This window comes from Rhodanobacter sp. FW510-R10 (assembly GCF_058781105.1).
In genome coordinates this window covers 3433733-3457684 of sequence record NZ_JBYSWL010000001.1, presented here as the reverse complement: position 1 = coordinate 3457684, position 23952 = coordinate 3433733, and the positions used below count along the sequence as shown (strand labels likewise).

20 protein-coding genes are annotated in these 23952 nt (G+C 66.5%); 18 read left to right on the top strand and 2 right to left on the bottom strand.

Translation table 11 applies throughout. The features are described 5' to 3' along the window. Positions 1-45 precede the first annotated feature (45 nt). The 17 genes from AC3WJB_RS15105 (at position 46) to AC3WJB_RS15025 (ending at position 22080) form a co-directional block, all read left to right on the top strand. A complete protein-coding gene (locus AC3WJB_RS15105) occupies positions 46-1674 on the top strand; it encodes a restriction endonuclease subunit S (protein WP_492682980.1) in 1629 nt (542 codons plus the stop codon). A gap of 20 nt (positions 1675-1694) precedes the next feature. Next, positions 1695-2000: a type II toxin-antitoxin system Phd/YefM family antitoxin gene (locus AC3WJB_RS15100; protein ID WP_492682978.1), complete on the top strand. Its 306-nt coding sequence runs from the start codon at positions 1695-1697 to the stop codon at positions 1998-2000. Beyond that, a complete protein-coding gene (locus tag AC3WJB_RS15095; protein WP_492682976.1) occupies positions 1993-2334 on the top strand; it encodes a type II toxin-antitoxin system RelE/ParE family toxin in 342 nt (113 codons plus the stop codon). Before AC3WJB_RS15100 ends, AC3WJB_RS15095 begins: the two co-directional genes overlap by 8 nt. After that, complete coding sequence (locus AC3WJB_RS15090; protein ID WP_492682974.1) at positions 2331-3824, top strand: class I SAM-dependent DNA methyltransferase; 1494 nt, start codon at positions 2331-2333, stop codon at positions 3822-3824. Before AC3WJB_RS15095 ends, AC3WJB_RS15090 begins: the two co-directional genes overlap by 4 nt. A gap of 264 nt (positions 3825-4088) precedes the next feature. Further along, complete coding sequence (locus AC3WJB_RS15085; RefSeq protein ID WP_492682972.1) at positions 4089-5069, top strand: potassium channel beta subunit family protein; 981 nt, start codon at positions 4089-4091, stop codon at positions 5067-5069. A 114-nt stretch (positions 5070-5183) separates the two neighbouring features. Further along, positions 5184-7523, top strand: coding sequence for a transferrin receptor-like dimerization domain-containing protein (locus AC3WJB_RS15080; RefSeq protein ID WP_492682970.1), 2340 nt, complete (start codon positions 5184-5186; stop codon positions 7521-7523). 176 nt (positions 7524-7699) lie between these two features. Then, positions 7700-8971 (top strand): efflux RND transporter periplasmic adaptor subunit, encoded by a 1272-nt coding sequence (locus AC3WJB_RS15075; protein WP_492682968.1) that lies wholly within the window; start codon positions 7700-7702, stop codon positions 8969-8971. A 223-nt stretch (positions 8972-9194) separates the two neighbouring features. Then, a complete protein-coding gene (locus AC3WJB_RS15070) occupies positions 9195-9917 on the top strand; it encodes an ABC transporter ATP-binding protein (protein WP_492682966.1) in 723 nt (240 codons plus the stop codon). Then, on the top strand, positions 9895-11262 hold the full coding sequence (locus tag AC3WJB_RS15065) for a TolC family outer membrane protein (RefSeq protein WP_492682964.1): 1368 nt from the start codon (positions 9895-9897) through the stop codon (positions 11260-11262). The genes AC3WJB_RS15070 and AC3WJB_RS15065 overlap by 23 nt, the downstream gene beginning before the upstream one ends. Before the next feature lie 219 nt (positions 11263-11481). Further along, positions 11482-12792 carry an ABC transporter permease gene (locus AC3WJB_RS15060; protein ID WP_492682962.1) on the top strand — a complete coding sequence of 437 codons (1311 nt, stop codon included), beginning with the start codon at positions 11482-11484 and terminating at the stop codon, positions 12790-12792. A gap of 10 nt (positions 12793-12802) precedes the next feature. Next, the gene (locus tag AC3WJB_RS15055) at positions 12803-14044 is read left to right on the top strand and encodes an ABC transporter permease (RefSeq protein ID WP_492682960.1); all 1242 of its coding nucleotides are present in this window, start codon (positions 12803-12805) and stop codon (positions 14042-14044) included. Positions 14045-14189: 145 nt separating this feature from the next. Continuing rightward, positions 14190-15506, top strand: coding sequence for an ABC transporter permease (locus tag AC3WJB_RS15050; RefSeq protein ID WP_492682958.1), 1317 nt, complete (start codon positions 14190-14192; stop codon positions 15504-15506). Positions 15507-15671: 165 nt separating this feature from the next. Then, positions 15672-16928 (top strand): ABC transporter permease, encoded by a 1257-nt coding sequence (locus tag AC3WJB_RS15045; RefSeq protein WP_492682956.1) that lies wholly within the window; start codon positions 15672-15674, stop codon positions 16926-16928. A gap of 85 nt (positions 16929-17013) precedes the next feature. Further along, complete coding sequence (locus AC3WJB_RS15040; RefSeq protein WP_492682954.1) at positions 17014-18321, top strand: ABC transporter permease; 1308 nt, start codon at positions 17014-17016, stop codon at positions 18319-18321. Continuing rightward, positions 18322-19542 (top strand): ABC transporter permease, encoded by a 1221-nt coding sequence (locus AC3WJB_RS15035; RefSeq protein ID WP_492682952.1) that lies wholly within the window; start codon positions 18322-18324, stop codon positions 19540-19542. Then, positions 19542-20849, top strand: a complete 1308-nt coding sequence (locus AC3WJB_RS15030; protein WP_492682950.1) for an ABC transporter permease — start codon at positions 19542-19544, stop codon at positions 20847-20849. Before AC3WJB_RS15035 ends, AC3WJB_RS15030 begins: the two co-directional genes overlap by 1 nt. A gap of 1 nt (position 20850) precedes the next feature. Beyond that, the gene (locus AC3WJB_RS15025; protein WP_492682948.1) at positions 20851-22080 is read left to right on the top strand and encodes an ABC transporter permease; all 1230 of its coding nucleotides are present in this window, start codon (positions 20851-20853) and stop codon (positions 22078-22080) included. Between the two features lie 26 nt (positions 22081-22106). On the opposite strand, the gene AC3WJB_RS15020 is transcribed toward AC3WJB_RS15025, so the two are convergent. Both AC3WJB_RS15020 and AC3WJB_RS15015 read right to left on the bottom strand, forming a co-directional pair. Then, positions 22107-22349 (bottom strand): type II toxin-antitoxin system HicA family toxin, encoded by a 243-nt coding sequence (locus AC3WJB_RS15020; protein ID WP_492682946.1) that lies wholly within the window; start codon positions 22347-22349, stop codon positions 22107-22109. After that, on the bottom strand, positions 22346-22552 hold the full coding sequence (locus AC3WJB_RS15015) for a hypothetical protein (RefSeq protein ID WP_492682944.1): 207 nt from the start codon (positions 22550-22552) through the stop codon (positions 22346-22348). The genes AC3WJB_RS15020 and AC3WJB_RS15015 overlap by 4 nt, the downstream gene beginning before the upstream one ends. 58 nt (positions 22553-22610) lie before the next feature. Here AC3WJB_RS15015 and AC3WJB_RS15010 point away from each other — a divergent pair, with 58 nt between their 5' ends. Continuing rightward, positions 22611-23948 (top strand): ABC transporter permease, encoded by a 1338-nt coding sequence (locus AC3WJB_RS15010; RefSeq protein ID WP_492682942.1) that lies wholly within the window; start codon positions 22611-22613, stop codon positions 23946-23948. Positions 23949-23952 lie beyond the last annotated feature (4 nt).

Genomic DNA, 23952 nt, shown 5'->3' with positions numbered 1-23952 from the left:
ACTGGATTCCCGCTTTCGCGGGAATGACGACGGTGGGGGTGTGTCGTGGCTGATGCGTTGCCTACCGGCTGGGCCACCACCGCTCTCTCGAACCTCGGCGAGTGGCGCGGAGGTGGCACTCCGTCCAAAGCGGTATCCGACTACTGGGAGCACGGAACGATTCCTTGGGTCTCACCCAAGGACATGAAGCGACCCTTGATCGACTCAGCGGAAGATCGGATCACCGCCAGAGCTGTCCGCGAATCCGCAACCAACCTGATTCCGCCGCATTCGGTGCTTATGGTGACCCGCTCCGGAATATTGGCGCACACGTTCCCGGTCGCAGTGAACACCGTCTCCGTCACCATCAACCAAGACATCAAGGCCGTCACGCCCGTCGACGGCATGAGTTCGACGTATCTCGCGCACTTTCTCGGCGCACGATCACAGCAAATCTTGCGCACCTGCTCGAAGGACGGCACGACAGTTAGCAGCATCGACACGGACCGATTGGCAGGGTATCCAGTCTGTGTTGCACCTGCCAACGAACAACGCCGCATCGTCTCCAAGATCGACGAGCTGTTCAGCCGGATCGACGAAGGCGAAGCTGCGCTTGCGCAGGTGGAAAAGCTGGTGGAGCGTTACCGGCAGTCAGTGCTGAAGGCGGCAGTGACGGGCGAGCTGACGCGCGACTGGCGTGCCGCACAGGCACGTGCCAATGCCGCGGGAGACAGGACGTCGGGGGCGGCCGAGGCGCGCAAGCGCGCGGGCGAGCCGGTGGAATCCGGCGAAGCATTGCTGGCGCGCATCCTGAAAGCCCGCCGCGCCGCGTGGGAAACCGCCGAGCTCGCCAAGCTCAAGGCCAAGGGCAAGCCACCCACCGACGACCGCTGGAAGCAGAAGTATCAAGAGCCCGCGCCGCCCGACACCACCGACCTGCCCGAATTGCCGGAAGGGTGGGTGTGGGCGTCGATGGAGCAACTATCGCGGTCGTCTTCATATGGCACATCCACCAAATGTGCTTATGGCGGGACGGGTGTCCTGGTGCTACGCATTCCAAACATCCGCGGCGGGCGCCTCGATTTGTCCGACATCAAGCACGCCAACACCGACGTTTGCGCCGGCGCCGACGATTTCCTGTCATGCGGCGACCTTTTGGTCGTGCGTACAAACGGCAGTTCATCGCTCATCGGTGTGGGCTGCGTAGTGACGGAACCGATGCCTATGCCGTGTTATTTCGCGTCGTACCTGATTCGTTTCCGGCTCGTGTTACCAGCCGCGCTTTCCGCGTGGGTGAATCTTTGTTGGCAGTCTCACGTCGTCCGCAAGTTTGTTGGAGAGCGCAAAGCGACGAGCGCAGGCCAGTACAACATCTCACAGTCATCGCTGATGGAGCTGTGCCTCCCGTTGGCGCCGGTGGCCGAGATGCAGGAAGTCGCCGCAACCGCGGCGCGGATGGCTTCGGAGGCAGACTCAGCGCAAGGATGCTCAACCAACGAACTGCAGCGATCAGCCGCCCTCCGCCAATCCATCCTCAAGGCCGCCTTCTCCGGCCAACTGGTGCCGCAGGACCCGCATGACGAACCGGCGTCGCAATTGCTGGAGCGCATCGCCGCCGATCGGGCGCAGGCGCCTGCCAAAGCGCGCCACAGTCGCAAGACACGCGGGTCAACGGTTGGGCTACAATCGGACTGAATTCAGACCGGGGTACCGCCATGGCCACCGAAGACATCATCAGCCTGACCGAGTTCAAGAGCGATGCCAGCGGCTGGATTGAACGCCTGCAACATCAGGAAGCCGTGGTGTTGACGCAAAATGGCCGTGGCCGTGCGGTGGTGCAGAGCTACGAGGCGTACCGGCAAACCCAGGAAAGCCTGGCGATGCTGCAGGTCGTGGCGCAGGCTGAGGCCGATCTTCGTGCCGGGCGGGTAACGCCGCACGAGAAGGTGTTTGCGGGTTTGCGGCATGACTTGAAGGCGCAGTTCGCGGCACCGGCGCCCGGCCGTCGCAAGCGTGGCTGAACGCCGCGTCGAATGGGCTGACGCCGCGCGCGACGATTTGCGTGCCATCGCATGGCATATCGCGCAGGACAGTCTCGACAATGCCTTGGCTGTTGCCGATCGGATCGACCAACGCGCCAGGGCACTGGCCACGCTTTCGACGCGTGGCCGTATCGTGCCGGAACTGCGCCGCATGGCCGAGACGCGCTACCACGAGGTGATCGAGGAGCCGTGGCGCATCATCTACCTGGTGGAAGGGCCGGTCATCCGCATCGCGGCCGTGGTGGATGGGCGCCGCGACGTGCAGGCGTGGTTGCGCGAACGTATGGCGCGTTTCAAGGCGAATGAGCGATGAGCAATGATTCCCCCGCGCTGGTTTCCAAGGTCTGGAACATGGCGCACGTGCTGCGCGACCAGGGCATCGGCTACGGCGACTACGTCGAGCAGATCACTTTCCTGCTGTTCCTGAAGATGGATCAGGAGCGCAGCGACCTGCTTGGCGAAGCCTCGGCCATTCCTGCGACGTGGCGTTGGGCCAAACTCGCGACGCTTGCCGGCGATGAGCTGGAGCTGCAGTACCGCCGCACGCTGGAAGCGCTGGGCCGCGAGCACGGTTTGATGGGCGCCATCTTCCGCGGCGCACAGAACAAGCTGACCGACCCGGCCAAGCTGAAGCGCGTGGTGTCGCTGATCGATGACGCGGAATGGATTGGCCTCAAGGTGGACGTGAAGGGCGCGATCTACGAGGGCCTGCTGGAACGCAACGCCGAGGAGGTGAAGTCCGGCGCGGGCCAGTACTTCACGCCGCGGCCGTTGATCGACGCGATGGCGGAAGTGGTGAATCCACGCATCGGCGAAACCGTGCACGACCCGGCCTGCGGCACCGGCGGCTTTTTGCTTTCCGCCTACGCGCACATGAAGGATCAGAGCCGCGACCGTACGCTGCAGCGCAAGCTGCGCGAGCAATCCATCACCGGCACCGACATCGTTGCAACGGTGGTCAGACTTGCAGCGATGAACATGTACCTGCACGGCCTTGGCAACGGCGACAGCCCGATCGTGCAGCGCGACGCGCTGGCGAGCGATGCCGGCGAGCGCTTCGACGTGGTGCTGACCAACCCACCGTTCGGCAAGAAATCCAGCTTCACCGTGGTGGGCGAAGATGGCCAGCTCGACACCGAGCGCGAGAACTACGAGCGCGAGGACTTCAAGTTCACCACGTCCAACAAGCAGCTCAACTTCCTGCAGCACATCATGACGATCATGGCCGACCACGGCCGTGCCGGCGTGGTGCTGCCGGACAATGTGTTGTTCGAGGCCGGCATGGCGGGCGAAGGCATCCGCAGGCGCCTGCTGATGCAGTTCGACTTCCACACCCTGCTGCGCCTGCCGACCGGCATCTTCTACAAGCCCGGGGTCAAGGCAAACGTATTGTTCTTCGACAAGAAGCCGCCACGCGCCGACGGTTCGCCCAATTCCAGTGCGGTGTGGATCTACGACTTCCGCACCAACCGCCACTTCACGCTGAAGAAGAACCCGCTGACGCGCACCGACCTGGATGATTTCGTCGCGTGCTACGCCGCGGGCAACCGTGCCAAGCGCAAGGAGACGGAGCGCTTCAAGCGCTTCGCCGTCGACGACCTGCTGAAGCGCGACAAGCTCAACCTCGACATCTTCTGGCTGAAGGACGACAGCCTGGAAGATGTGGACAGCCTGCCGCCGCCCGAAGAAATCGCCGCCGACATCGTGGACAACCTGCAGGCGGCGCTGGAAGCGTTCCAGTGGGTTGCCGACGAGATGGTGTCAAGCGATGGCGAAATGATGCGGGGCGAGGGTGCCGGGTGACCGCCAGTCGGCAGGGGTCCGCGGTTGGGCGGGCGGCCACCGGGAGCCCCAGGCGTCGGTCCTTGCCTGACTGGCGGGTGTAGCTTCCGTGCCGCAACGGGCCTCGCCGGCCCGCAGGTGGCAAGGGTGGCGTTGACTTCGAACGTGCACATCACCGTGGCGTGGCGCAGGCTACGCTGTGCGCTGACCATTCCCGCGCGCCGGCGGCGCGAAAGTGCTCGGGCGCGCGGCGCCGATGCCCACTTTCCTGTCAGGAGGTTTCCCATGCAATACCGTCGCCTTGGTCATGCGGGCCTGCAGTTGTCCGCGTTGTCGTTTGGTGCCTGGGTCACGTTTGGCCGGCAGGTGGATCGCGCCGCAGCGCGCGACATGTTGGCGCTCGCGCACGAGCGCGGCGTCAACTATTTCGACAACGCCGAGACCTACAACAATGGCGTAGCCGAGGAACTCATGGGCGAGGTGCTGGTCGCGCTGCACTTCCCGCGCGACAGCTACTGCGTCTCCAGCAAGGTGTTCTTCGGCGCGGTGGACGACCCTCTGCCCACGCAGCGCGGCCTGTCGCGCAAGCACGTGATCGAGGCCTGCGATCAGGCACTGCGGCGCCTGCGCGTGGATTACCTCGACCTGTATTTCTGCCACCGGCCGGATCCGGACACGCCGGTCGCGGAGACCGTGGCGGCCATGGACACCCTGATCCGCCAGGGCAAGGTGCTGTATTGGGGCACCAGCGAATGGTCGGCCGGGGCGATCCGCGAGGCGCACGCCGTGGCGCAGGCCAATCACTTCTACGCGCCGGTGGCCGAGCAGCCGCAATACAACCTGCTGCATCGCGAGCGGGTCGAGGTGGAGTACGCGCCGCTGTACGCCGAGTACGGCATGGGCACCACGATCTGGTCGCCGCTCGCCTCCGGCTTGCTCACAGGCAAGTACAACGATGGTGTGCCGGACGGTACGCGCCTGGCCCAGCCCGGCTACGAATGGCTGCGCGACAAGGTGCTCGGCGATGGCGGCGCGGCGATCGCCAAGGTGCGCCGCCTGCAGGGCATCGCCGATGGCCTGGGCGTGGGTCTCACCCAACTGGCGCTGGCCTGGTGCCTGCTCAATCCGCACGTCTCCACGGTGATGCTGGGCGCCAGCAAGCTCGCCCAGCTCGAATCCAATCTCGGTGCCCTGGACGTGCTGCCGCAGCTCGTCCCCGACGTGGTGCGCGAGATCGAGCGTACGGCTGGCGGCTGGGAACCATGACTGATGTCCCATGCCGCGGCCGATGCGCGCGCGTACCATCGCAGCGTTCCCGCCCGTGGTCGTGCATGGACGGGTTTGGCCTCGACGGCCATCCGTGGACATGGGAATAAGTGCATGACCAAGCTGATGATCCGCCCGCTGCTGCTCGGCGCCAGCCTGCTGGCGACGTTCGCGGCAGGGGCAAGCGCCGATCCGGCGGCCGCGGCTGGCGGCATGCTGGGTTTCAGTGCCGCCAATGCTGCCGCCCAGCTCAGCCTGGAGCAACGTTTCGACGCCCAACTCGATCCCGCCGACCAGCGGGCGTGGCTCAAACGCATGTCGGCGCGACCAAACCAGGTCGGCGCACCCTACGACAAGGCGAACGCGGAGTTCATGCTGGCCGAGTTCAAGCAGTGGGGCTGGGATGCGCACATCGAAACGTTCAACGTGTTGTATCCGACACCGAAGAAGGTCGCGCTGGAGCTGCTCGGACCAAAACCCTATAAGGCGAAGTTGAGCGAACCCGCCGTGGCGGGAGATGCGACGTCCAGCATCCGCCAGGACGTGTTGCCGCCCTATACGATCTACGGCGCCGATGGCGACGTCACCGCCGAGCTGGTGTATGCGAATTACGGGCTGCCGGACGATTACGCGGACCTGGCGCGCCACGGCATCAGCGTGCGCGGCAAGATCGTCATCACCCGCTACGGCAATGGCTGGCGCGGCCTCAAGCCCAAGCTGGCGCAGGAACATGGCGCCGTCGGCTGCCTGATCTATTCCGATCCGCAGCAGGACGGCTACGCCAAGGGTGATACCTATCCCAAGGGCGGCTGGCGCCCGGCTGATGGCGTGCAACGCGGGTCGGTCGCGGACATGCAGCAGTATCCAGGCGACCCGTTGACGCCGGGTCGTGGCTCCACTGCCGGTGCCCAGCGCCTGGCACTGAAGGATGCCAAGACCCTGATGAAGATACCGGTCTTGCCGATTTCCTACGCCGATGCGCAGCCGCTGCTGCAGGCGCTCGGCGGTCCGGTGGCACCGGAGCGGTGGCGTGGGGCGCTGCCGGTGACCTATCACCTGGGGCCCAGCGTGGCCAAGGTGCACCTCACGGTCGAATCGAACTGGAACCAGCAGCCGGTGTATGACGTGATCGCCATGCTCAAGGGCTCGAGCGCACCGGACCAGTGGATCATCCGCGGCAACCACCATGACGGCTGGACCTTCGGCGCCTGGGATCCGCTGGCCGGCAATGTCGCGCTGATGGCCGAGGCCAAGGCCATCGGCGCCCTGGTCAAGCAGGGTTGGCGCCCGCAGCGCACGCTGGTGTACGCGAGCTGGGACGGCGAGGAACCCGGCCTGCTGGGGTCCACCGAATGGGCCGAGACCCACGCCAAGGAGCTCCAGCAGAAGGCCGTGGCCTACATCAACTCCGATACCAATGGCCGCGGCTTCCTCAACGCCAGCGGCAGCCACTCGCTGCAGCACCTGGTCAACCAGGTCGCGGCCGGGGTGATTGACCCGGAAACCAAGGCCAGCGTGCAGGAGCGCCTGCGTGCGCACATGCTGGTCGCCGGCTATGGGCCGCATCCGGGCACCGAACCCATGGTCGAGGGTTACCCCGCCGCGGCGGGCAAGCCGGCGCCGGTTGCCCTGGCCGATCACGTCGCCGCCGGCGGCGACCTGCCGATCGGTGCGCTTGGTTCGGGCTCGGACTACAGCGCGTTCCTCGAACACCTGGGCATTGCCTCGCTCGACCTCTCGTTCAGCGGCGAGGATGACAACGACGGCATCTACCATTCCCGCTACGACTCGTTTGACCACTACGTGCGCTTTGGCGACCCGACGTTCGAGTATGGCGTGGCCCTGTCCAAGGTGGCCGGCCACCTCATGCTGCGCCTGGCCGATGCGCAGGTGCTGCCGCTGCGGTTTGGCGATTTCAGCGACACCTTGGACAGTTACGTCGCCGACCTGCATCGACTGGTGGAGCACACCAGCCAGGCCACCGCGCACCAGCGTCGCCTGTTCGCGGCCCGTGCCTATGCGCTCGACAGCGATCCCACGCGTCCGCTCGCGGCGCCACCGCGTGAGAGCGATGTACCGGCCATCGATCTTGCGCCGCTGGACCAGGCGGCCAGGCGGTTGCAGGAGAGCGCAAAGGCCTACCAGGCAGCCTATGCGAAGCTCGCCGCGGCTGGGCTGCAGCTGCCGGCCGCGCAGCAACGGCGGCTCAACCAGTTGATCGGCAGCATGGAACAGGCACTCACTGATCCTGCCGGCCTGCCGGGGCGGCCCTGGTTCAAGCACATGATCTACGCGCCTGGCATGCTCACCGGGTACGGCGTGAAAACCGTCCCTGGCATCCGCGAGGCCATCGAGGGCCGGCGCTGGAGCGAGGCCGACCACTATGCCGTGGTGACGGCCGGAGTACTCGACCGCTATCGCGCCCGACTGGATGAGCTGACCAAGCTCCTCTAGGCCACACGGGACGCCTGTCCACCCGGTGTCCGCATGGGTGTCCGCGGACACCCGGACGCGCGGCGTCCGCCGGCGCGAACCGCGGCCGGACGCGGTTTGGCGGGGTCGGCCGAGGCTGGCACGCTGGTTGCAGCGTGGGCGGTGAAGCCGCGCATGGCGTGGCAAGCAGCAGGCCGATGATCCGCGATACCTCCGCCACCGACCGGCTGGTCGAAGTCAAACCAAACCGCCGCCGCCAGCTCATTTTGCTCGGCACCGGCATCCTGGTGCTGGTCCTGCTGGCGCTGCTGGCCCCGCGCATCGGGCGGCTGTTTTCCGCCTCCGCCTCGGTCAGTGCTTCGCGTCTGTCCTTCGCGACCGTGGAGCGTGGCCCGTTTGTGCGCGACATCGCGGCCGAGGGCAAGGTGGTGGCGGCGGTCAGCCCGACCCTGTATGCCACCTCGGGCGGTGCGGTCACGCTCAAGGTGCATGCCGGTGACACGGTCAAGCGCGGCGAGGTGCTGGCTACGATCGTCAGCCCCGAATTGACGAACAAGCTGGCCCAGGAACAAAGCAACGCCGACGCCATGGCGGTCGCCTACCAGCGCGCGCAGATCGACGCCAACAAGGCGCGGGCGCAGCAGCAGGAAACCTACGACAACGCGCATATCGACGAGCAGACTGCCGAGCGCAACCTGGACCGCTACCAGAAGGCATTTGCCAAGGGCGCGGTTTCCGACATGGATGTGGACAAGGCCAAGGACGCGCTGGAAAAGGCGCGCATTGCCGCCGCCCATGCCAAGGCCAACCTCGGCCTGGACAACGACAGCCTGCAATTCGACGTCAAGGCGAAGAAGCTCGCGCACGAGCGGCAGCTGTTGCTGGTGGCCGACCTGCAGCGCCAGGTCGACGACCTGCAGGTGAAATCGCCGGTCGACGGCCAGGTCGGGCAGTTGTTCATTGCCGAACGCGCGACGGTGGCCAAGGACGCGCAGCTGCTGAGCGTCATTGACCTGTCGGCGCTGCAGGTGGAGATGCAGGTGCCGGAGAGCTTTGCCCGCGACCTGGGCATCGGCATGGCCGGCGAGATCAGCGGCAACGGCCACACCTGGAAGGGCCTGGTCAGCGCGATCTCGCCCGAGGTGGTCAACGGCCAGGTCGCTGCCCGCCTGCGCTTCGATGGCGCCACGCCCAAGCAGCTGCGGCAGAACCAGCGCCTGTCCGTACGCGTACTGCTCGACCACCGCGAGAACGTGCTGACCGTGCAGCGCGGCTCCTTCGTCGACGAGTCCGGCGGCGCCTACGCCTATGTGGTGAACGGCGACATTGCCACCAAGACGCCGATCCGCGTCGGCGCCTCCAGCATCGACAAGGTGGAAATCCTGCAGGGCCTGCAGGCCGGCCAGCGCATCGTGATTTCCGGTACGGACAACTTCAAGGGCGCGGCGAAAGTCGTGATCAGCGGCTGATGCCGCGCCATCCCCCATCGCTGTCTGCGGCAGCTTCCACCAAGGCTCCCGGCGTCATCCCCGCGAAAGCGGGGATCCAGCGGGTCGGTGGGACAGGAAAGCCCTGGATCCCGCTTGACCAGCTTCGCCGTTGTGAAGCTCCTCATGGGGATGACGAGGCCGGGGAATCCGGCTTCCGCTCGACTGCATCGACTCCATCACTGAACCACCAAAGGACGCAAACATGTTGAAGATGACCCACCTGTCCAAGGTCTACCGCACCGAAGTGGTGGAAACCTATGCCTTGCGCGATTTCAACATCGACGTGAAGGAAGGCGAATTCGTCGCCGTCACCGGGCCGTCGGGCTCCGGCAAGACCACGTTCCTGACCATTGCCGGCCTGCTGGAGAGCTTCAGCGGCGGCGAGTACCACCTCGACGGCATCGAGGTCAGCAACCTCAACGACAACGCGCGCTCGAAGATCCGCAACGAGAAGATCGGCTTCATCTTCCAGGCGTTCAACCTGATCCCTGACCTGAACGTGTTCGACAACATCGAAGTGCCGCTGCGCTATCGCGGCATGAAATCTGCCGAGCGCAAGCAGCGCATCATGGAGGCGCTCGAGCGCGTCGGCCTGGCCTCGCGCTTCAAGCACTACCCGGCCGAGCTGTCCGGCGGCCAGCAGCAGCGCGTGGCGATCGCGCGCGCGCTGGCCGGCAGCCCCCGTTTGCTGCTTGCCGACGAGCCCACCGGCAACCTGGATACGCAGATGGCGCGTGGCGTGCTTGAACTGCTGGAGAACATCCACCGCGACGGCGCGACCATCGTCATGGTGACGCATGACCAGGAGCTGGCCGCGCGCGCCCAGCGCAATGTGCACATCATCGATGGCCAGGTGGTCGATCTGGCCGAGGAGCCGCGCTTCCACGCGGGCGCGCCGGCGCATGACCAGGCGCAGGTCGGCTGACCGGGCCATGCGCAGCCCGTGGCCCTTACTGTTGGTCCTGGCCGTGCTGCCGCTGACCGCGCGCGCCGATGACCTCCTCGATGCCTATCGCCAGGCCGTGGCCAACGACCCGGTGCTGAGCTCGGCGAGCGCGGCGCAGCGGGTTACCGCGGAAAACGTCCCGCAAGCGCGTTCGGCCCTGCTGCCGCAACTGTCGCTCGGGCTGGGCCTGGAGCAGATCCACGGTGGCAGCGGCTCGGTCACCAGCTCCAACGGCAACATCGTGTCCACTGGCGGTGGCCGTACGCGCGAGCGTGACCTCAGTGGCACCCTCAGCCAGCCGCTGCTCGATGTCGCCGCGATCGCGCGGCTGCGCGCCGCGCATGCCAGCCGCGACGCTGGCGAGCAGGTCTACCGTGCCGCCGCCCAGCGCTTGTGCGTGCGCGTCGCCGCGGCGTATTTTAACGTGCTGGTCGCCGAAGACGAGCTGGATGTGTTCCGCTCCTACGAGGATGCGTACAAGCAGGAATTCGACCAGTCCAGCGTACGGTTCCAGAATGGCCTGGCCATGGCTTCGGATGTCAGCCAGTCGCAGGCCTATTACCTCTACATCAAGTCGCAGCGCATTGGGGCCGAAGCGCAGCTGAAGGATGCCCGGCATGCGTTGGAACAGATCACCGGCGCGCCTGCCGGAGAACTGAAGAAGCTGCGGGAGGATCTGCCGCTGGTGCCGCCGCAGCCTGCCGACGCCACGGCCTGGGTCGACGCCGCCATGCACAGCAACCCGACCGTACTGGCAGCGGACTATACGGTGAACGCGGACCGGCATCGGGTCGCGGCCGCGCGCGCCGGCCACCTGCCCACGCTCGACGCCAGGCTGCAATACGGCAAGTTTGGCGTGTGGTCCAGCGCGGTGCCGGGTGCCGCGGCCTATGGCCCCGGCGTGACCACGGTCGGCCTGACGTTGAACGTGCCGATCTTCAGCGGCGGCCTGACGCGCTCGCAGGTCCGCCAGGCCCTGGCGCAGCGCGACGAGGACGAAGGCGTGCTGGAAAGCCAGCGCCGGCAGGCGGCGCGCGACGCCAGCAATTACTACAACCTGGTGGTCGATGGCATCGAGCAGGTCCAGGTCGCGCGCACTTCGGTCGACGCTGCGCGCAAGGCCGTGGCCTCGATGCGCGCCGGCTACGAGATTGGCACGCAGAGCCTGACCAACGTGGTGGTGGCGATCGGCACGCTGGCCAACGTGCAAAGCGAATACACCGTGGTACGCCACCAGTTCGTGCTCAACAAGCTGCTGCTCAAGCAGGCTGCCGGCACGGTGGATCTCCACGACCTCGAAGACGTCAACCGGCTGCTGCAATGACCGCCGCCATGTCCATCCCAGCATCTAGCGCCTTTTCCCTCCCCGCCCGGGGGACGGCACCCTTAGGGCGGGAGAGGATGCGTGCGAAGCCACGACCCCTGGCGTTCGTCGCCCCGTCTACTCAACCCCTGCTCCGGGGCCAACGGGACTTTACGGCTGCGCCCTCACCGCAACTCCTCTCCTGCCGGAAGAGGGGTTTGGGCAGGGAGGGCTAGGGCGATGTTCGCGTACTACTTCGAGCTGGGACTACGCAGCCTGCGCCGCAATCCGGCGCTGACCGCGCTGATGGTGCTGGCCATCGGCTTCGGCGTGGCGGCGTCGATGATCACCTATTCGGTGTTCCGTGCCGTGTCGGGCAACCCGATTCCGGACAAGTCCGCGCAGCTGTTCACCCCGCAGATCGATGCCTGGGGTCCGCGGCAGAACCTGAAAGGCGAGCCGGCGGAGGCGCTGGGCTACATCGACGCCATGGCGTTGATGCGTGCGCACGCGGCGAAGCGCCAGACCCTGCTGTACCAGGTGCTGCTCTCGGTGATACCTGACGGCAACCGCGACCTGCCGCTGAATGCCATCGGCTACGCCGTCTCCAGCGATTTCTTCCCCATGTTCGAGGTGCCGTTCCGCTACGGCGGCGGCTGGGATGCGCGGGCCGACGAGGCGCGGGCCAGCGACGTGGTCATCAGCAGCGAACTCGACCAGAAACTGTTTGCCGGCGCAAACAGCGTGGGCCGCACGCTCAACCTCAGCGGCCATGACTACCGCATCGTGGGCGTCACCAGGCCCTGGGATCCGCGTCCGCGCTTCTACGACCTGTTCAGCACCAGCGGTTTCGCTGATGCGCCGGACGTCTACATGGTGTTCAACCGCGCGCTGGATCTGGAGATGCGTCCGGGTGGCCGCAACAGTTGCCGCGGTTCGCTCACCTTCACCACCTGGCAGGAGTACCTGCAAAGCAACTGCGTGTGGATCACGCCGTGGGTGGAGCTGGACAGCCCCGCCGAAGTCGCGGGCTATCACAGCTTCCTCATCAACTATGCAGCCGACCAGCAGCACGCCGGCCGCTTCACCTGGGCGCCCAACGTGCGCCTGCGCGACGTGATGCAGTGGCTGGACTATGAGCACGTGGTGCCGCCCGAGAGCCGCATTTCGCTCTTCGTGGCGTTGGGCTTCTTCCTGATCTGCCTGGTCAACACCATCGGCCTGCTGCTGGCCAAGTTCATGCGTCGGGCCGGCGAGATCGGCGTGCGCCGGGCCTTGGGCGCGTCGCGGCGGGAGATCTATACGCAGTATCTGATCGAGGCCGGCACGGTGGGTTTGGCCGGCGGTGTCCTGGGCCTGCTGCTCACCGCGCTGGGCGTGTCCGGCGTCGGCATCCTGTTCCAGCCGCAAATCGCCAGGCTGGCGCACCTTGACGTCTCGCTGGTGGGCCTGACGCTGGCCGTGGCCATCGCCGCCACCGTGCTGGCGGCGTTCTACCCGGCGTGGCGCGCGGCCCACGTGCAGCCGGCGTGGCAATTGAAGTCGAGTTGAGGAACGAGCCATGCATATCCAGATCAGGCCCATCCTCACCGCGCTGCGCCGGCACAAGGCGGGCACCTTGCTGATCGCCCTGCAGATCGCGTTGACACTGGCCATCGTGTGCAACGCCCTGTTCATCATCCACCAGCGCCTGGCCAACCTCGCCGTCCCCAGCGGGGTGGACGAGGCCAATGTGTTCGTCATCACCAACCAGTGGGCCGACGTCAGCCGGTCGACGCCCGAAGTCGATGCGCAGGTGCGCGCCGACGTGCTTGCGCTGCGGCAATTGCCGGCCGTGCTCGACGCCGCTCCCGCCAGCGGTTACCCGTTGCAGGGCGGCGGCTGGGACAACTTCGTCACCATGACGCCGGAGCAGACCGAGCCCACCACGGACACTGCGGTGTATACCGGCGACGAGCATTTCATCGCTGCGCTGGGCCTGAGGCTCGTTGCAGGGCGCAATTTCCGTCCCGACGAGGTGATGGTGATGGGCACCCAGCAGGCCATTACGCCGCCGGCCGTGATCGTGAGCCGCGCGCTGGCCGACAAGCTGTTCCCCGATGGTCATGCGCTGGGCAAGAGCTTCTACGCCATGAGTGCCACGCCGAGCACCATCATCGGCATCGTCGATCCGCTGCATCGGCAAGGCGTGGATCAATGGAGCAACAGCTATGCCGGGCAGGCGTTGATCTGGCCGCTGCGGGCGGATGACTCGCGCGGCATCCATTACATCGTGCGGGCCCGGCCCGGCCAGCTCGCCGCCGCCATGCGCGAGGCGCCCAAGGCGCTGTATACGCAAAGCCGGCTGCGCATCATCGACCCGAAGGACGGCATCCGGGACTACGCCACCATCCGCCACCAGGTGTACGACCGCGACCGCGGCATGGCGATCCTGATGGGCATCATCTGCGCGGTGCTGCTGGCGATCACCGCCGCCGGCATCGTCGGGCTGACCAGTTTCTGGGTGGGCCAGCGGCGCAGGCAGATTGGCGTGCGCCGCGCGCTCGGCGCGACCAGGCGCGACATCCTCAATTACTTCCTGACCGAAAACCTGCTGATAACGGTAGGCGGCGTGGTGCTGGGCGTACTGCTGGCGCTGCTGGTCAACGGCTGGATGATCACCCAGTTTGAAATGACGCGGCTGTCGCTGGCCTATGTGGCCATCGGCGTGGCCGTGCTGTTGCTGCTCGGCCAGGGCGCCGTGCTGGCGCCGGCCCTGCGCGCCTCGCGCGTGTCGCCGGTGGAGGCTACGCGTTCGGTGTGATGGTGGATGCTTGAACTCTCTCTCTCCCCCGGCAAGCCAGGGGAGAGGGAGCACAACGCGACGGCCGTCTGGATGGCTGCGGTCGCTTGGACCCTCGCCCCTGGCCGTGCCGGGGGAAAGGGACTTGTCCGTGCCGGGAGGATGCATGTTCGCCTATTACCTCGAACTGGCTCTGCGCAGTCTAAAGCGCAGCCCCGGTCTCACCATCCTGATGGTGCTGGCCATCGGTTTTGGCGTGGCGGCATCGATGACTTCGTGGTCGGTATTCCGTGCGGTCTCGGGCGATCCGATCCCGTGGAAATCGTCCAGGCTGTTCGTGCCGCAGATCGACATGTGGGGACCGCAGGGGCGCGACCCCGACGGCGAGCCGCCGAACGCCATGGACTACACCGACGCGGTGGCGCTGATGCGTGCGCACCGGGCCACCCGGCAGTCGGCGATGTACCAGATTTCACCCTCGATCGTGCCGGCGGGCGCGGGCAAGCATCCGCTGAACGTCAGCGGCCATGCGGTCTATGGCGAGTTCTTTCCGATGCTGGATGTGCCGTTCAAGTACGGCAGCGGCTGGAGCGCTGGCGACGACGCCAATCGTGCGCAGGTCGTAGTGATCAACGGCAAGCTCAACCAGAAACTGTTCGGCGGCGCCGACAGCATCGGCAGGATCGTCAACGTCGAAGGCCGGGATTACCGCGTGGTCGGCGTGCTCGACGACTGGAATCCGCAGCCGCGCTTTTACGACGTGGTCAACAGCGGCGGCTTCGTCACCCAGAACGACGAGCTGTTCATGCCGTTCCAGACCGCGATCCAGGCCGACATCCCGAACGATGGCAATACGAACTGCAACGCCGTGCCCAAGGAGCCGGGCTTCGTCGGCATGCAGCATTCGGCCTGTGTGTGGATTGCCTTCATGGTCGAGCTGGACGATGCGGCGGCGGTGCAGGCGTATCGCGCCTACCTCGACGGCTATGCCCACGAGCAGCAGCAGTCTGGTCGCTTCAGCTGGCCGCCTAACAACCGCCTGCGCGACGTGCCGGCCTGGCTGGACAGCCAGCACGTGGTACCCAGTGACACCAAGGTGTCGTTGTTGGTGGCGCTCGGCCTGCTGCTGGTGTGCCTGGTGAACACGGTGGGCCTGCTGCTGGCCAAGTTCCTGCGCCGCAGTGGCGAGATCGGGGTGCGGCGCGCGCTGGGCGCACCGCGTGGCGCGATCTACCAGCAGTTCCTGATCGAGGCCGGCGTGGTCGGCGTTGCCGGCGGCGTGCTCGGGCTGCTGCTCACCGGCGCCGGCGTGGCCAGCGTGGGCTGGGTGCTGCCCAAGGACATCGCCGATCTGGCGCGCCTGGATGTGTCGCTGCTCGTGCTGACCCTGCTGGTGGCCGTGATCGCCACGATGCTCGCCGGCCTGTATCCGACCTGGCGCGCCTCGAATGTGCAGCCCGCGTGGCAATTGAAGAGCAACTAGGCATGCGACATGTCCGCCGTACACCGAACCATCCAATCCGTCATCCCCGCGCAAGCGGGGCTCTCAACAGGCGAACGTCTGGTCATCCAGTGCCTCGGCTTCTTTGCGTTGAAAGCCACTGGATCCCCGCTTGCGCGGGGATGACGAAGCGATGAGGACGTCATTATGAAACTCCATCCGATACTCGCCGCATTGCGCAAGCACAAGGCCGGCGTGGTGCTGATCGCGTTGCAGATCGCGCTGACCCTGGCCATCGTGTGCAATGCGATCTTCATCATTGGCCAGCGCATCGAGCGGGTGAACCGGCCCACCGGGCTGGACGAGAGCAACCTGTTCCTGGTCACCCAGCAATGGGTAGGCGCACCCAGCGCGGATACCGCCGACGGCGTGGAAAAGCTCGACGTGATGCAGCGCGAGGATCTTGCCGCATTGCGCAACCTGCCCGGCGTCGCCGCCGTGGCGCCGACCAACTCGGTGCCGTTGCTCAATTCGTCCTGGACCGGTTCGGTCTCGCTCAAGGCAGACGCCACGCTGGGTGACAAAAGTGGCACTCGCACCGCGTACTACTTCACCGACGACCAGGTGCTGCCCACGCTGGGTCTGAAGCTGGTGGCCGGCCGCGCCTTCAACGCCGGCGACGTGCAGCACCAGGGCTTCCGCGACCAGCCGCCGCGACCGATCGCGATCGTCAGCAAGGCGCTGGCGGACAAGCTGTTCCCGCAGGGCGGCGCGGTCGGCAAGGTGATGTACAGCGACGGCAGCAGCTCGCCGACCACCATCATCGGCGTGGTGGAGCGTCTGCAGACACCCGCAACGGGCAGCTGGGGCAACAGCTTCGCGTGGTACTCCACGTTGCTGCCGACCCGGCTGGATGCGAACTTCGCGCGCTATGCGGTGCGCACCAAGCCCGGACAGCTGGAAGCGGCGATGCGCGCGGTGACGCCGCTGCTGTACAAGGTCAACCCGATGCGCGTGCTGGATGACGACAGCGTCAAGCCGTATGCCGACATCCGTGCCAAGGCCTATCGCGCCGACGTCGGCATGGCCGTGCTCATGGGCGTCATCTGCCTGATCCTGGTCGCGGTGACCGCAGCCGGCATCGTCGGCCTGACCAGTTTCTGGGTGGGCCAGCGCCATCGCCAGATCGGCGTGCGGCGCGCCTTGGGTGCGCGCAGGATTGACATCCTGCGCTACTTCCAGATCGAGAACCTGATGATTGCGGGCGGCGGCGCCGTGCTTGGCGTGGCGCTGGCGATCGGACTCAACCTGTGGCTGATCACCCGTTACGAGATGACCCACCTGCCGGTGCTGTATGTGCTGACCGGCGTGGTCGCCGTCCTGGTGCTTGGGCAGGCCGCGGTGTTCGTCCCTGCGCGCCGCGCCTCCAATGTGCCGCCGGTCTCAGCCACGAGGGCTGCATGATGGATGTCCGTTTGCCGGCGACCATGGTGCCGGCCGGACCTGGTCGTGGGAGCCCGCTGGCGGATTCCCACGGAGGGCGGCCGTGATGTTTGCCTATTACCTGCATCTGGCCGTCCGCAGCCTGAAGCGCAACCAGGTTCTGACCGCGTTGATGATCCTGGCCTTGGGCCTGGGCATCGGCGCCTGCATCACCACGCTGACGGTGCTGGAGCTGCTTTCGGGCGATCCGATCCCCCAGAAGAGTGCACGCCTGTTTCATCCCGAAATCGACCCGCTGCCGGCGCAGGGCTACGTGCCCGGCCAGAGCAAGCCGCCCTGGGGCGGCCTGATGCCCTATACCGACGCGATGAACCTGCTGCATGCAGGCAAGGCGCAGCGGCAGGCGGTGATGGCTTTGACCCAGGCCAAGGTCGAGCCCCGGCAGGCAGGCCAGAAGCCCTTCTTCAGCGACGGCGTGATGACCACAGCCGGCTTCTTCCCGATGTTCGACGTGCCGTTCGAATACGGCAGTGGCTGGAGCGAGGGCGATGGCGAGAGCCGCGCGCGGGTCGCGGTGATCGCGGACTTCCTCAACGACAAGCTGTTTGCCGGCAGGAACAGCGTCGGGGAAACCATCCGCATCAACGACCACGACTACCGCATCGTGGGCGTGCTGAAACCATGGTCGCCGCAGCCTCGCTTCTACGCGGTCGGGCTCGGTGGGCGCAGCTACGGCAATGGCGACGCGGTGTATCTGCCGCTGCAGTCGGCTCGCGCCGATGCGATGGATCCGCAGAACGTCAGCTGCTGGGAGGCGGCCGACATCAAGCACCTGGAAACTTCGCCCTGCGTGTTCGTCTACGTGTGGGTGGAGCTGGGCAGCGCCGCCGATGCGGCGGCGTACCGGACCTGGCTGTCGAACTATGCGCAGCAGCAGATCGCCTTGGGTCGCTTCCATCGCCCTGAGGTCGCCTTGCCCGACGTGATGCGGTTCATGCGCGACATGCAGGTGGTGCCCGACGACGTGCGCCTGCAGGCCGGGCTGGCGTTTGGCTTCCTGCTGATCTGCGTGGTCAATACGGTCGGGCTGCTGCTCGCCAAATGCCTGCGCCGCTCGCGCGAAATCGGCGTGCGCCGCGCGCTCGGCGCCACCCGCCGCACGATCTTCGCCCAGTTCATGGTCGAGTCTGCCTTGATCGGCCTGGCGGGAGGCGTGCTGGGCCTGGCCTTTGCCGAACTCGGGCTGTGGGCAATCCGCCACCAGCCGGCGCAATACGCCGCACTTGCCCGCCTCGACCTCGCCATGTTCGCGTTCACCTTCGTGGTGGCCGTGCTGGCCAGCCTGCTGGCCGGCCTGTTGCCGGCGTGGCGCGCCTGTGTGCTCGCGCCGGCACCTCAGCTCAAGGCGAGTTGAATGGACATCCGACCCATCTTCGCCGCCCTGCGCAAACACCGTATCCCAGCCGCCTTGATCGTGCTGGAGATCGCGCTGGCCTGCGCGGTGCTGTGCAACGCGGTGTTCATGATCGGCCAGCGCATCGGCGAAATGCACGTGCCGAACGCGATCGACGAGGCCGGCATCGTCGACATCGCCGTGCAAGGGACCGATCCGCAACTCGCCGCCGCCGATGTGCCACGCAATCTCGTCGCGCTGCGGGAGATTCCCGGGGTCACCGCCGCTGCCGCGATCAACATCGTGCCGCTCAGCCAGAGCGGCTGGAACTCCAACGTCGCGACCGGGCCGGGCGAGCTGCTGGAGAAGAACACCCCCAACGTCGCGCAGTACCTGTTCTCCAGGGGCGGCCCGGAGGCGCTCGGCATGCGCCTGCTGCGGGGGCGGTTCTTCGATGACGCCGAATATGCGGACAGCCAGCTTGGCGTGAGCTACCTGCCGGGCGGGCACGTCGCACTGGTCACGCAAAGCCTGGCCGAACGCCTGTGGCCCGGCCAGGACGCACTCGGCAAGCAGGCCTGGATCGGCAACGACAACCACTACACGGTGGTTGGCGTGGTGGCCGACATCCTGCGGCCCGACCGCAACGGCGAGGGCGCGGCTGGCTTCCATTGGGCGATCTTCCTGCCGCTGAGCCCGTCCTCCGTGCTCAGCACCTACATCGTGCGCAGTGCGCCCGGCGAGCGCGGGCGCGTGTTGCGCGATGGGATCGGGAAACTTGAGGCGCTGTCGCCGAATGCCGTGGTCAAGGGCGAGAGTTTCACCGAGGTCCGCGACAAGTACTTCGCCGACACCCGCAGCATGGTTGGCATGCTGGCCCTGGTGTGCGTGGTGATGCTGGCGGTGACCGCCTTCGGCATCGTCGGCCTGACCAGCTTCTGGGTCGGCCAGCGGCGCCGGCAGATCGGCATCCGCCGCGCCCTGGGCGCCACGCGCGGCCACATCATGCGCTACTTCCAGGCCGAGAATTTCCTGTTGACCGCCGCCGGCGTGCTGTGCGGCATGGCCCTGGCCTTCGGCATCAACCTGTACCTGATGCAGCACTACGAGATGCAGCGCATGCCGGCCTACTACCTGCCTGCGGGCGCCGTGGCGTTGTGGCTGTTGGGCCAGCTCGCGGTCATGGGTCCGGCACGCCGCGCCGCCGCCGTGCCGCCCGTGGTGGCCACGAGGAGCGGCTGATGTTTGCCTACTACCTCGATCTCGCGCTGCGCAGCCTCAAGCGCAACAAGGCGCTCACCGCGCTGATGGTGCTGGCGATCGCGCTCGGCATCGGCGCGGCCATGACCACGCTGACCGTGCTGCACGTGCTTTCCGGTGACCCGCTGCCAGGCCGCAGCGGCACGCTGTATTACCCGCAGGTCGATCCGCGCGACAACAGCGGGCTGTTTCCTGGCGCGGAACCGCCTGAGCAGGTCACCCTGATCGATGGCCAGAACCTGCTGCGGGCCAAGCGCGCGGACCGCCAGGCGCTGATGACCGGCGGCTCGGTGCCGATCCAGCCTGATTCCTCGACGCTGGACCCGTTTTACGTGGAGGCGCGTTACACCAGCGCCGATTTTTTCCCGATGTTCGACACGCCGTTCCTGTATGGCCAGGGTTGGAACGCCGCCGATGACGAGGCGCGGGCGCGCGACGTGGTGATCAACAGCGAGCTGAACCAGCGGCTGTTTGCCGGCGCCGACAGCGTGGGACGCACGCTGCGCATTGCCAACACCGCGTTCCGCATCGTCGGCGTGCTGGATCACTGGGCGCCCAGCCCGCATTTCTACGATCTCAATGCCGGCTCCTATGGCTATACCGAGCAGGTATTCGCCCCGCTGCAGACGGCGCTGGGACTGCACATGGACCACAACGGCTCCAACGATTGCTGGGGCAATGGTGCCGGCGGCGTAGGACGCATCTACCCGTCGGAGGAGTGCGTGTGGCTGCAGTTCTGGGTGCAGCTGGATACTCCGGCCAAGGCCGCGGCCTACCGGCAGTTTCTTGTGCGCTATTCGCAGCAGCAGAAGGACCTGGGACGTTTCGTGAAGGCGCCGAATGTGCGTCTGCGCAATGTGCGGCAGTGGTTGGCATTTGAACGCGTGGTACCCGACGACGTGCGCCTGCAGACCAGTCTGGCGTTCGGCTTTCTGCTGGTGTGCCTGGTCAATACCGTGGGCTTGATGCTGGCGAAGTTTCTGCGCCGCGCCGGTGAACTCGGCATACGCCGCGCACTGGGAGCGTCGAAGCGAGCGTTGTTTACGCAGTTGCTGGTGGAGTCGGGGGTGGTGGGACTGGTTGGCGGCGCGGGTGGCCTGCTGTTGGCGCTGCTCGGCCTGTGGCTGGTGCGACACCGGCCATCCGACTATGCGCCGCTCGCGCATCTGGATCCGACGATGCTGCTGGTCACCTTCCTGCTTGCGGTGGGCGCCAGCCTGCTGGCGGGCCTGTTGCCGGCATGGCGTGCCTGCCAGATCACCCCGGCCCTGCAATTGAAGAGCAATTGACATGGAATGGCGCCCCATACTTTCCACTTTGCGCCGACACCGGATCCCGGCCAGCCTGCTGGTCCTGGAGATCGCGCTGACCTGCGCCATCGTGTGCAATGCGGTGTTCCTGATCGGCCAGCGTTTGCAGCACATGGACATGCGCACCGGCATCGACGAGCACGCGCTGGTGCAGATCCAGTTGGCCGAGATCGAACCGTCGCCGGACATCTACGCGCGGGCCAGGGAGGATCTCGCCGTGCTGCGGCAGGTGCCGGGGGTGCAGGCGGCGGCGTTGACCAACCAGCTGCCGCTCGGGAGATCCTCCTCGAATTCGAGCATCAAGCTCGACCTTGCGCAGCGCCAGCCCACGCTCAACGCCGGCACCTATTTCGGTCTGGATCTGACGCAGACCATGGGTGTGCGCCTGGTGGCGGGACGGCACCTGCAGGCGGATGAAGCCACGAACGCGGACATCGTGCTGAAGGCGCTCGCCACGGGCGACACCAAGCAGCTGCCGGCGGTGACGGTGATCACCCAGGCCATGGCGCAGCGCCTGTGGCCGGGGCAGAACCCGCTGGGCAAGACGCTCTACATCGGCCCGGTCGGCGTGCGCGTGGTCGGTGTGCTGGCTGACCTGGCGCGCGCCAATGCGTACGACGATGCCACCGCGCATTACTCGATGGTCCTGCCGCTGTTCATGGGCGCCGGCCAGGACCAGAGCTACATCATCCGCACCCGTCCGCAGGATCGCGAGGCCGTGCTCAAGGCTGCGGTCGCCGCGCTGAAGAAAGCAGACCCGCAGCGGGTGGTGACCAGGCAACAGACCTACGACCAGGTACGCAGCAAGTTCTTCGAGAACGACCGTGCCATGGCCGGCATCCTGGTCGGCGTGATCATCGCGCTGCTGACGGTCACCGCGCTCGGCATCGTGGGTCTGGCGAGCTTCTGGGTCGCGCAGCGCCGGCGCATGATCGGCGTGCGCCGCGCGCTGGGCGCCACGCGCCGCAACATCCTCAACTACTTCCAGGCCGAGAACTTCGTGCTGGCCACGTTCGGCATCGTGCTCGGCATGGTGATGGCCTACGGCATCAACCTGTTCCTGATGCTGCACTACGAATTGCCGCGGCTGCCGGCCGTCTATTTCCCGGTCGGCGCCATCGTGCTGTGGGTGATCGGGCAACTGGCCGTGCTTGGCCCGGCACTGCGCGCTGCCGCGGTGCCGCCGGTGGTGGCGACGAGGAGCGTGTGATGACGGTCAGGATGCCGGTGGCGGATCTACCCGAACAAGATGCGGACCAGCGCGGATTTCTCCACGCGGTGATGCGCCGCAACTTCGGCAAGGATGGCATTGAGGGTGCCCGGCTTGATGGGCGAATGGTTCGGTATGGTGACCGAATGGGTGCTTGGGACGGAGCAGGTCACGCGCAGGTGCGAGCCGCTTTGCCGGGTGACGCTGTAACCGAGTACCGCAAGTGCTTTCACCAATTGCCGCGCATCAACATCACGCGGCAGCTTCATGCCGCCAGCACTTCGTCCCGGACGAAATGCAGCCGGATCAACTTTGGCCCGGTGCCTTCATCGAAATGGCAACGCACTGCGTCGCGAACGTTGTCGCGCAGTTCGTCGAGGGATTCGGCTTCGGTGAAGATCGCGTGGCCCAGCGCACGGGCCATGTATCCACCCTCGTCCGCCTCCTCGACCTGGAAAATGACTTCGCTCATGTTCCACCTCATCAAGGCCTCTGAGTCTACTTCAAAGCCGATGGCGGGGGAGCTGTAAATGTTCGGCTATTACCTCCACCTGGCGTTCCAGAGCCTGCGGCGGAGCCCGGGGCTGACGGCGTTGATGATGTTGTCGATCGGCTTCGGCGTGGCCGCCTCGATGACCACCTGGTCGGTATTCCGTGGGGTGTCGGGTGATCCGATTCCGTGGAAGTCGTCCCGGCTGTTCGTGCCACAGATCGACGCCTGGGGGCCGGTGCAGATGTCCGGGCAGGGCGCGCGCAGCGAGGGCTACGAGCCGCCCGATGCCCTGGTCTACACCGATGCCATGGCGCTGATGCACGACCATCGCGCCCGCCATCAGTCGGCGATTTTCGCCGTGGCGCCCACGGTGTTGCCGGCGGGCGCGGGGCGCAGTCCGATCCCGGCCCTCGGCTTCGGCGTGTACAGCGAATTCTTCCCGATGGTGGACGTACCGTTCCGCTACGGCGGCAGTTGGCAGGCCGGCGACGACACGGACGGCGGCCCGGTGGTGGTGATCAGCGCCGCACTCAACCAGCAGGTGTTCGGCGGCGAGGACAGCGTGGGCCGCAGCATCGACATGGACGGCAAGGACTATCGCGTAAGCGGCGTCATGCAGCCATGGAATCCGCAGCCGATGTTCTTCGACGTCGTCGACACGGGCGGTTTCGGCGGCAACGGTCCCGACGTTTTCGTGCCGTTGCAGCGGGCCATCGCCAACGGCATGGAGAACGCCGGCGCGGTGAACTGCCCGAAGGGCGTGCAGCCGGGTGCGGGCTACGCCGGCCTGCAGCGTTCGAACTGCGTCTGGCTCGCCTTCATGGCCGAGCTCGACGACGCCGACGCCGTGCGCGCGTACCGGCAGTACCTCGACCACTACGCGCGTTCGCAGCAGGACCTCGGCCGGTTTGCATGGCCTCCGAACAACCCCCTGCGCGACGTGCGCGCTTTCATGGCCTTCGAGCAGGTGGTGCCGCCCGACACCCGGGTATCGCTGCTGGTCGCGCTGGGCCTGCTGCTGGTGTGCCTGGTCAACACCATCGGTCTGTTGCTGGCCAAGTTCCTGCGCCGCAGTGGCGAGATCGGTGTGCGCCGTGCACTGGGTGCATCGCGCCGGGCGATCCATGTGCAGTTTCTCACCGAGGCCGCCGTGGTCGGAGTCGGTGGTGGTGTCCTGGGACTGGTGCTGACCGCCATCGGTGTGCTCGGTGTGAACCAGGTGTTGCCACCGCGGCTCGCCGATCTGGCACGCATCGATCCGGCCTTGTTCGTGCTCACGGTGGTGGTGGCGATTGCCGCCAGCGTGCTGGCAGGCGTGTATCCGACCTTGCGTGCGGCGCGCGTGCAGCCCGCATGGCAGCTGAAGAGCCAGTGAGGAT

Bases quoted from the DNA above. Each gene is read 5' to 3' on its own strand.
- AC3WJB_RS15040 (WP_492682954.1), top strand. From the start codon at position 17,014: ATGTTTGCCTATTACCTGCATCTGGCCGTCCGCAGCCTGAAGCGCAAC.
- AC3WJB_RS15030 (WP_492682950.1), top strand. From the start codon at position 19,542: ATGTTTGCCTACTACCTCGATCTCGCGCTGCGCAGCCTCAAGCGCAAC.
- AC3WJB_RS15015 (WP_492682944.1), bottom strand. From the start codon at position 22,552: ATGAGCGAAGTCATTTTCCAGGTCGAGGAGGCGGACGAGGGTGGATAC.
- AC3WJB_RS15045 (WP_492682956.1), top strand. From the start codon at position 15,672: ATGAAACTCCATCCGATACTCGCCGCATTGCGCAAGCACAAGGCCGGC.
- AC3WJB_RS15075 (WP_492682968.1), top strand. From the start codon at position 7,700: ATGATCCGCGATACCTCCGCCACCGACCGGCTGGTCGAAGTCAAACCA.
- AC3WJB_RS15090 (WP_492682974.1), top strand. From the start codon at position 2,331: ATGAGCAATGATTCCCCCGCGCTGGTTTCCAAGGTCTGGAACATGGCG.
- AC3WJB_RS15050 (WP_492682958.1), top strand. From the start codon at position 14,190: ATGTTCGCCTATTACCTCGAACTGGCTCTGCGCAGTCTAAAGCGCAGC.
- AC3WJB_RS15070 (WP_492682966.1), top strand. From the start codon at position 9,195: ATGTTGAAGATGACCCACCTGTCCAAGGTCTACCGCACCGAAGTGGTG.
- AC3WJB_RS15020 (WP_492682946.1), bottom strand. From the start codon at position 22,349: ATGAAGCTGCCGCGTGATGTTGATGCGCGGCAATTGGTGAAAGCACTT.
- AC3WJB_RS15065 (WP_492682964.1), top strand. From the start codon at position 9,895: ATGACCAGGCGCAGGTCGGCTGACCGGGCCATGCGCAGCCCGTGGCCC.
- AC3WJB_RS15080 (WP_492682970.1), top strand. From the start codon at position 5,184: ATGACCAAGCTGATGATCCGCCCGCTGCTGCTCGGCGCCAGCCTGCTG.
- AC3WJB_RS15055 (WP_492682960.1), top strand. From the start codon at position 12,803: ATGCATATCCAGATCAGGCCCATCCTCACCGCGCTGCGCCGGCACAAG.
- AC3WJB_RS15010 (WP_492682942.1), top strand. From the start codon at position 22,611: ATGTTCGGCTATTACCTCCACCTGGCGTTCCAGAGCCTGCGGCGGAGC.
- AC3WJB_RS15025 (WP_492682948.1), top strand. From the start codon at position 20,851: ATGGAATGGCGCCCCATACTTTCCACTTTGCGCCGACACCGGATCCCG.
- AC3WJB_RS15085 (WP_492682972.1), top strand. From the start codon at position 4,089: ATGCAATACCGTCGCCTTGGTCATGCGGGCCTGCAGTTGTCCGCGTTG.
- AC3WJB_RS15100 (WP_492682978.1), top strand. From the start codon at position 1,695: ATGGCCACCGAAGACATCATCAGCCTGACCGAGTTCAAGAGCGATGCC.
- AC3WJB_RS15060 (WP_492682962.1), top strand. From the start codon at position 11,482: ATGTTCGCGTACTACTTCGAGCTGGGACTACGCAGCCTGCGCCGCAAT.
- AC3WJB_RS15035 (WP_492682952.1), top strand. From the start codon at position 18,322: ATGGACATCCGACCCATCTTCGCCGCCCTGCGCAAACACCGTATCCCA.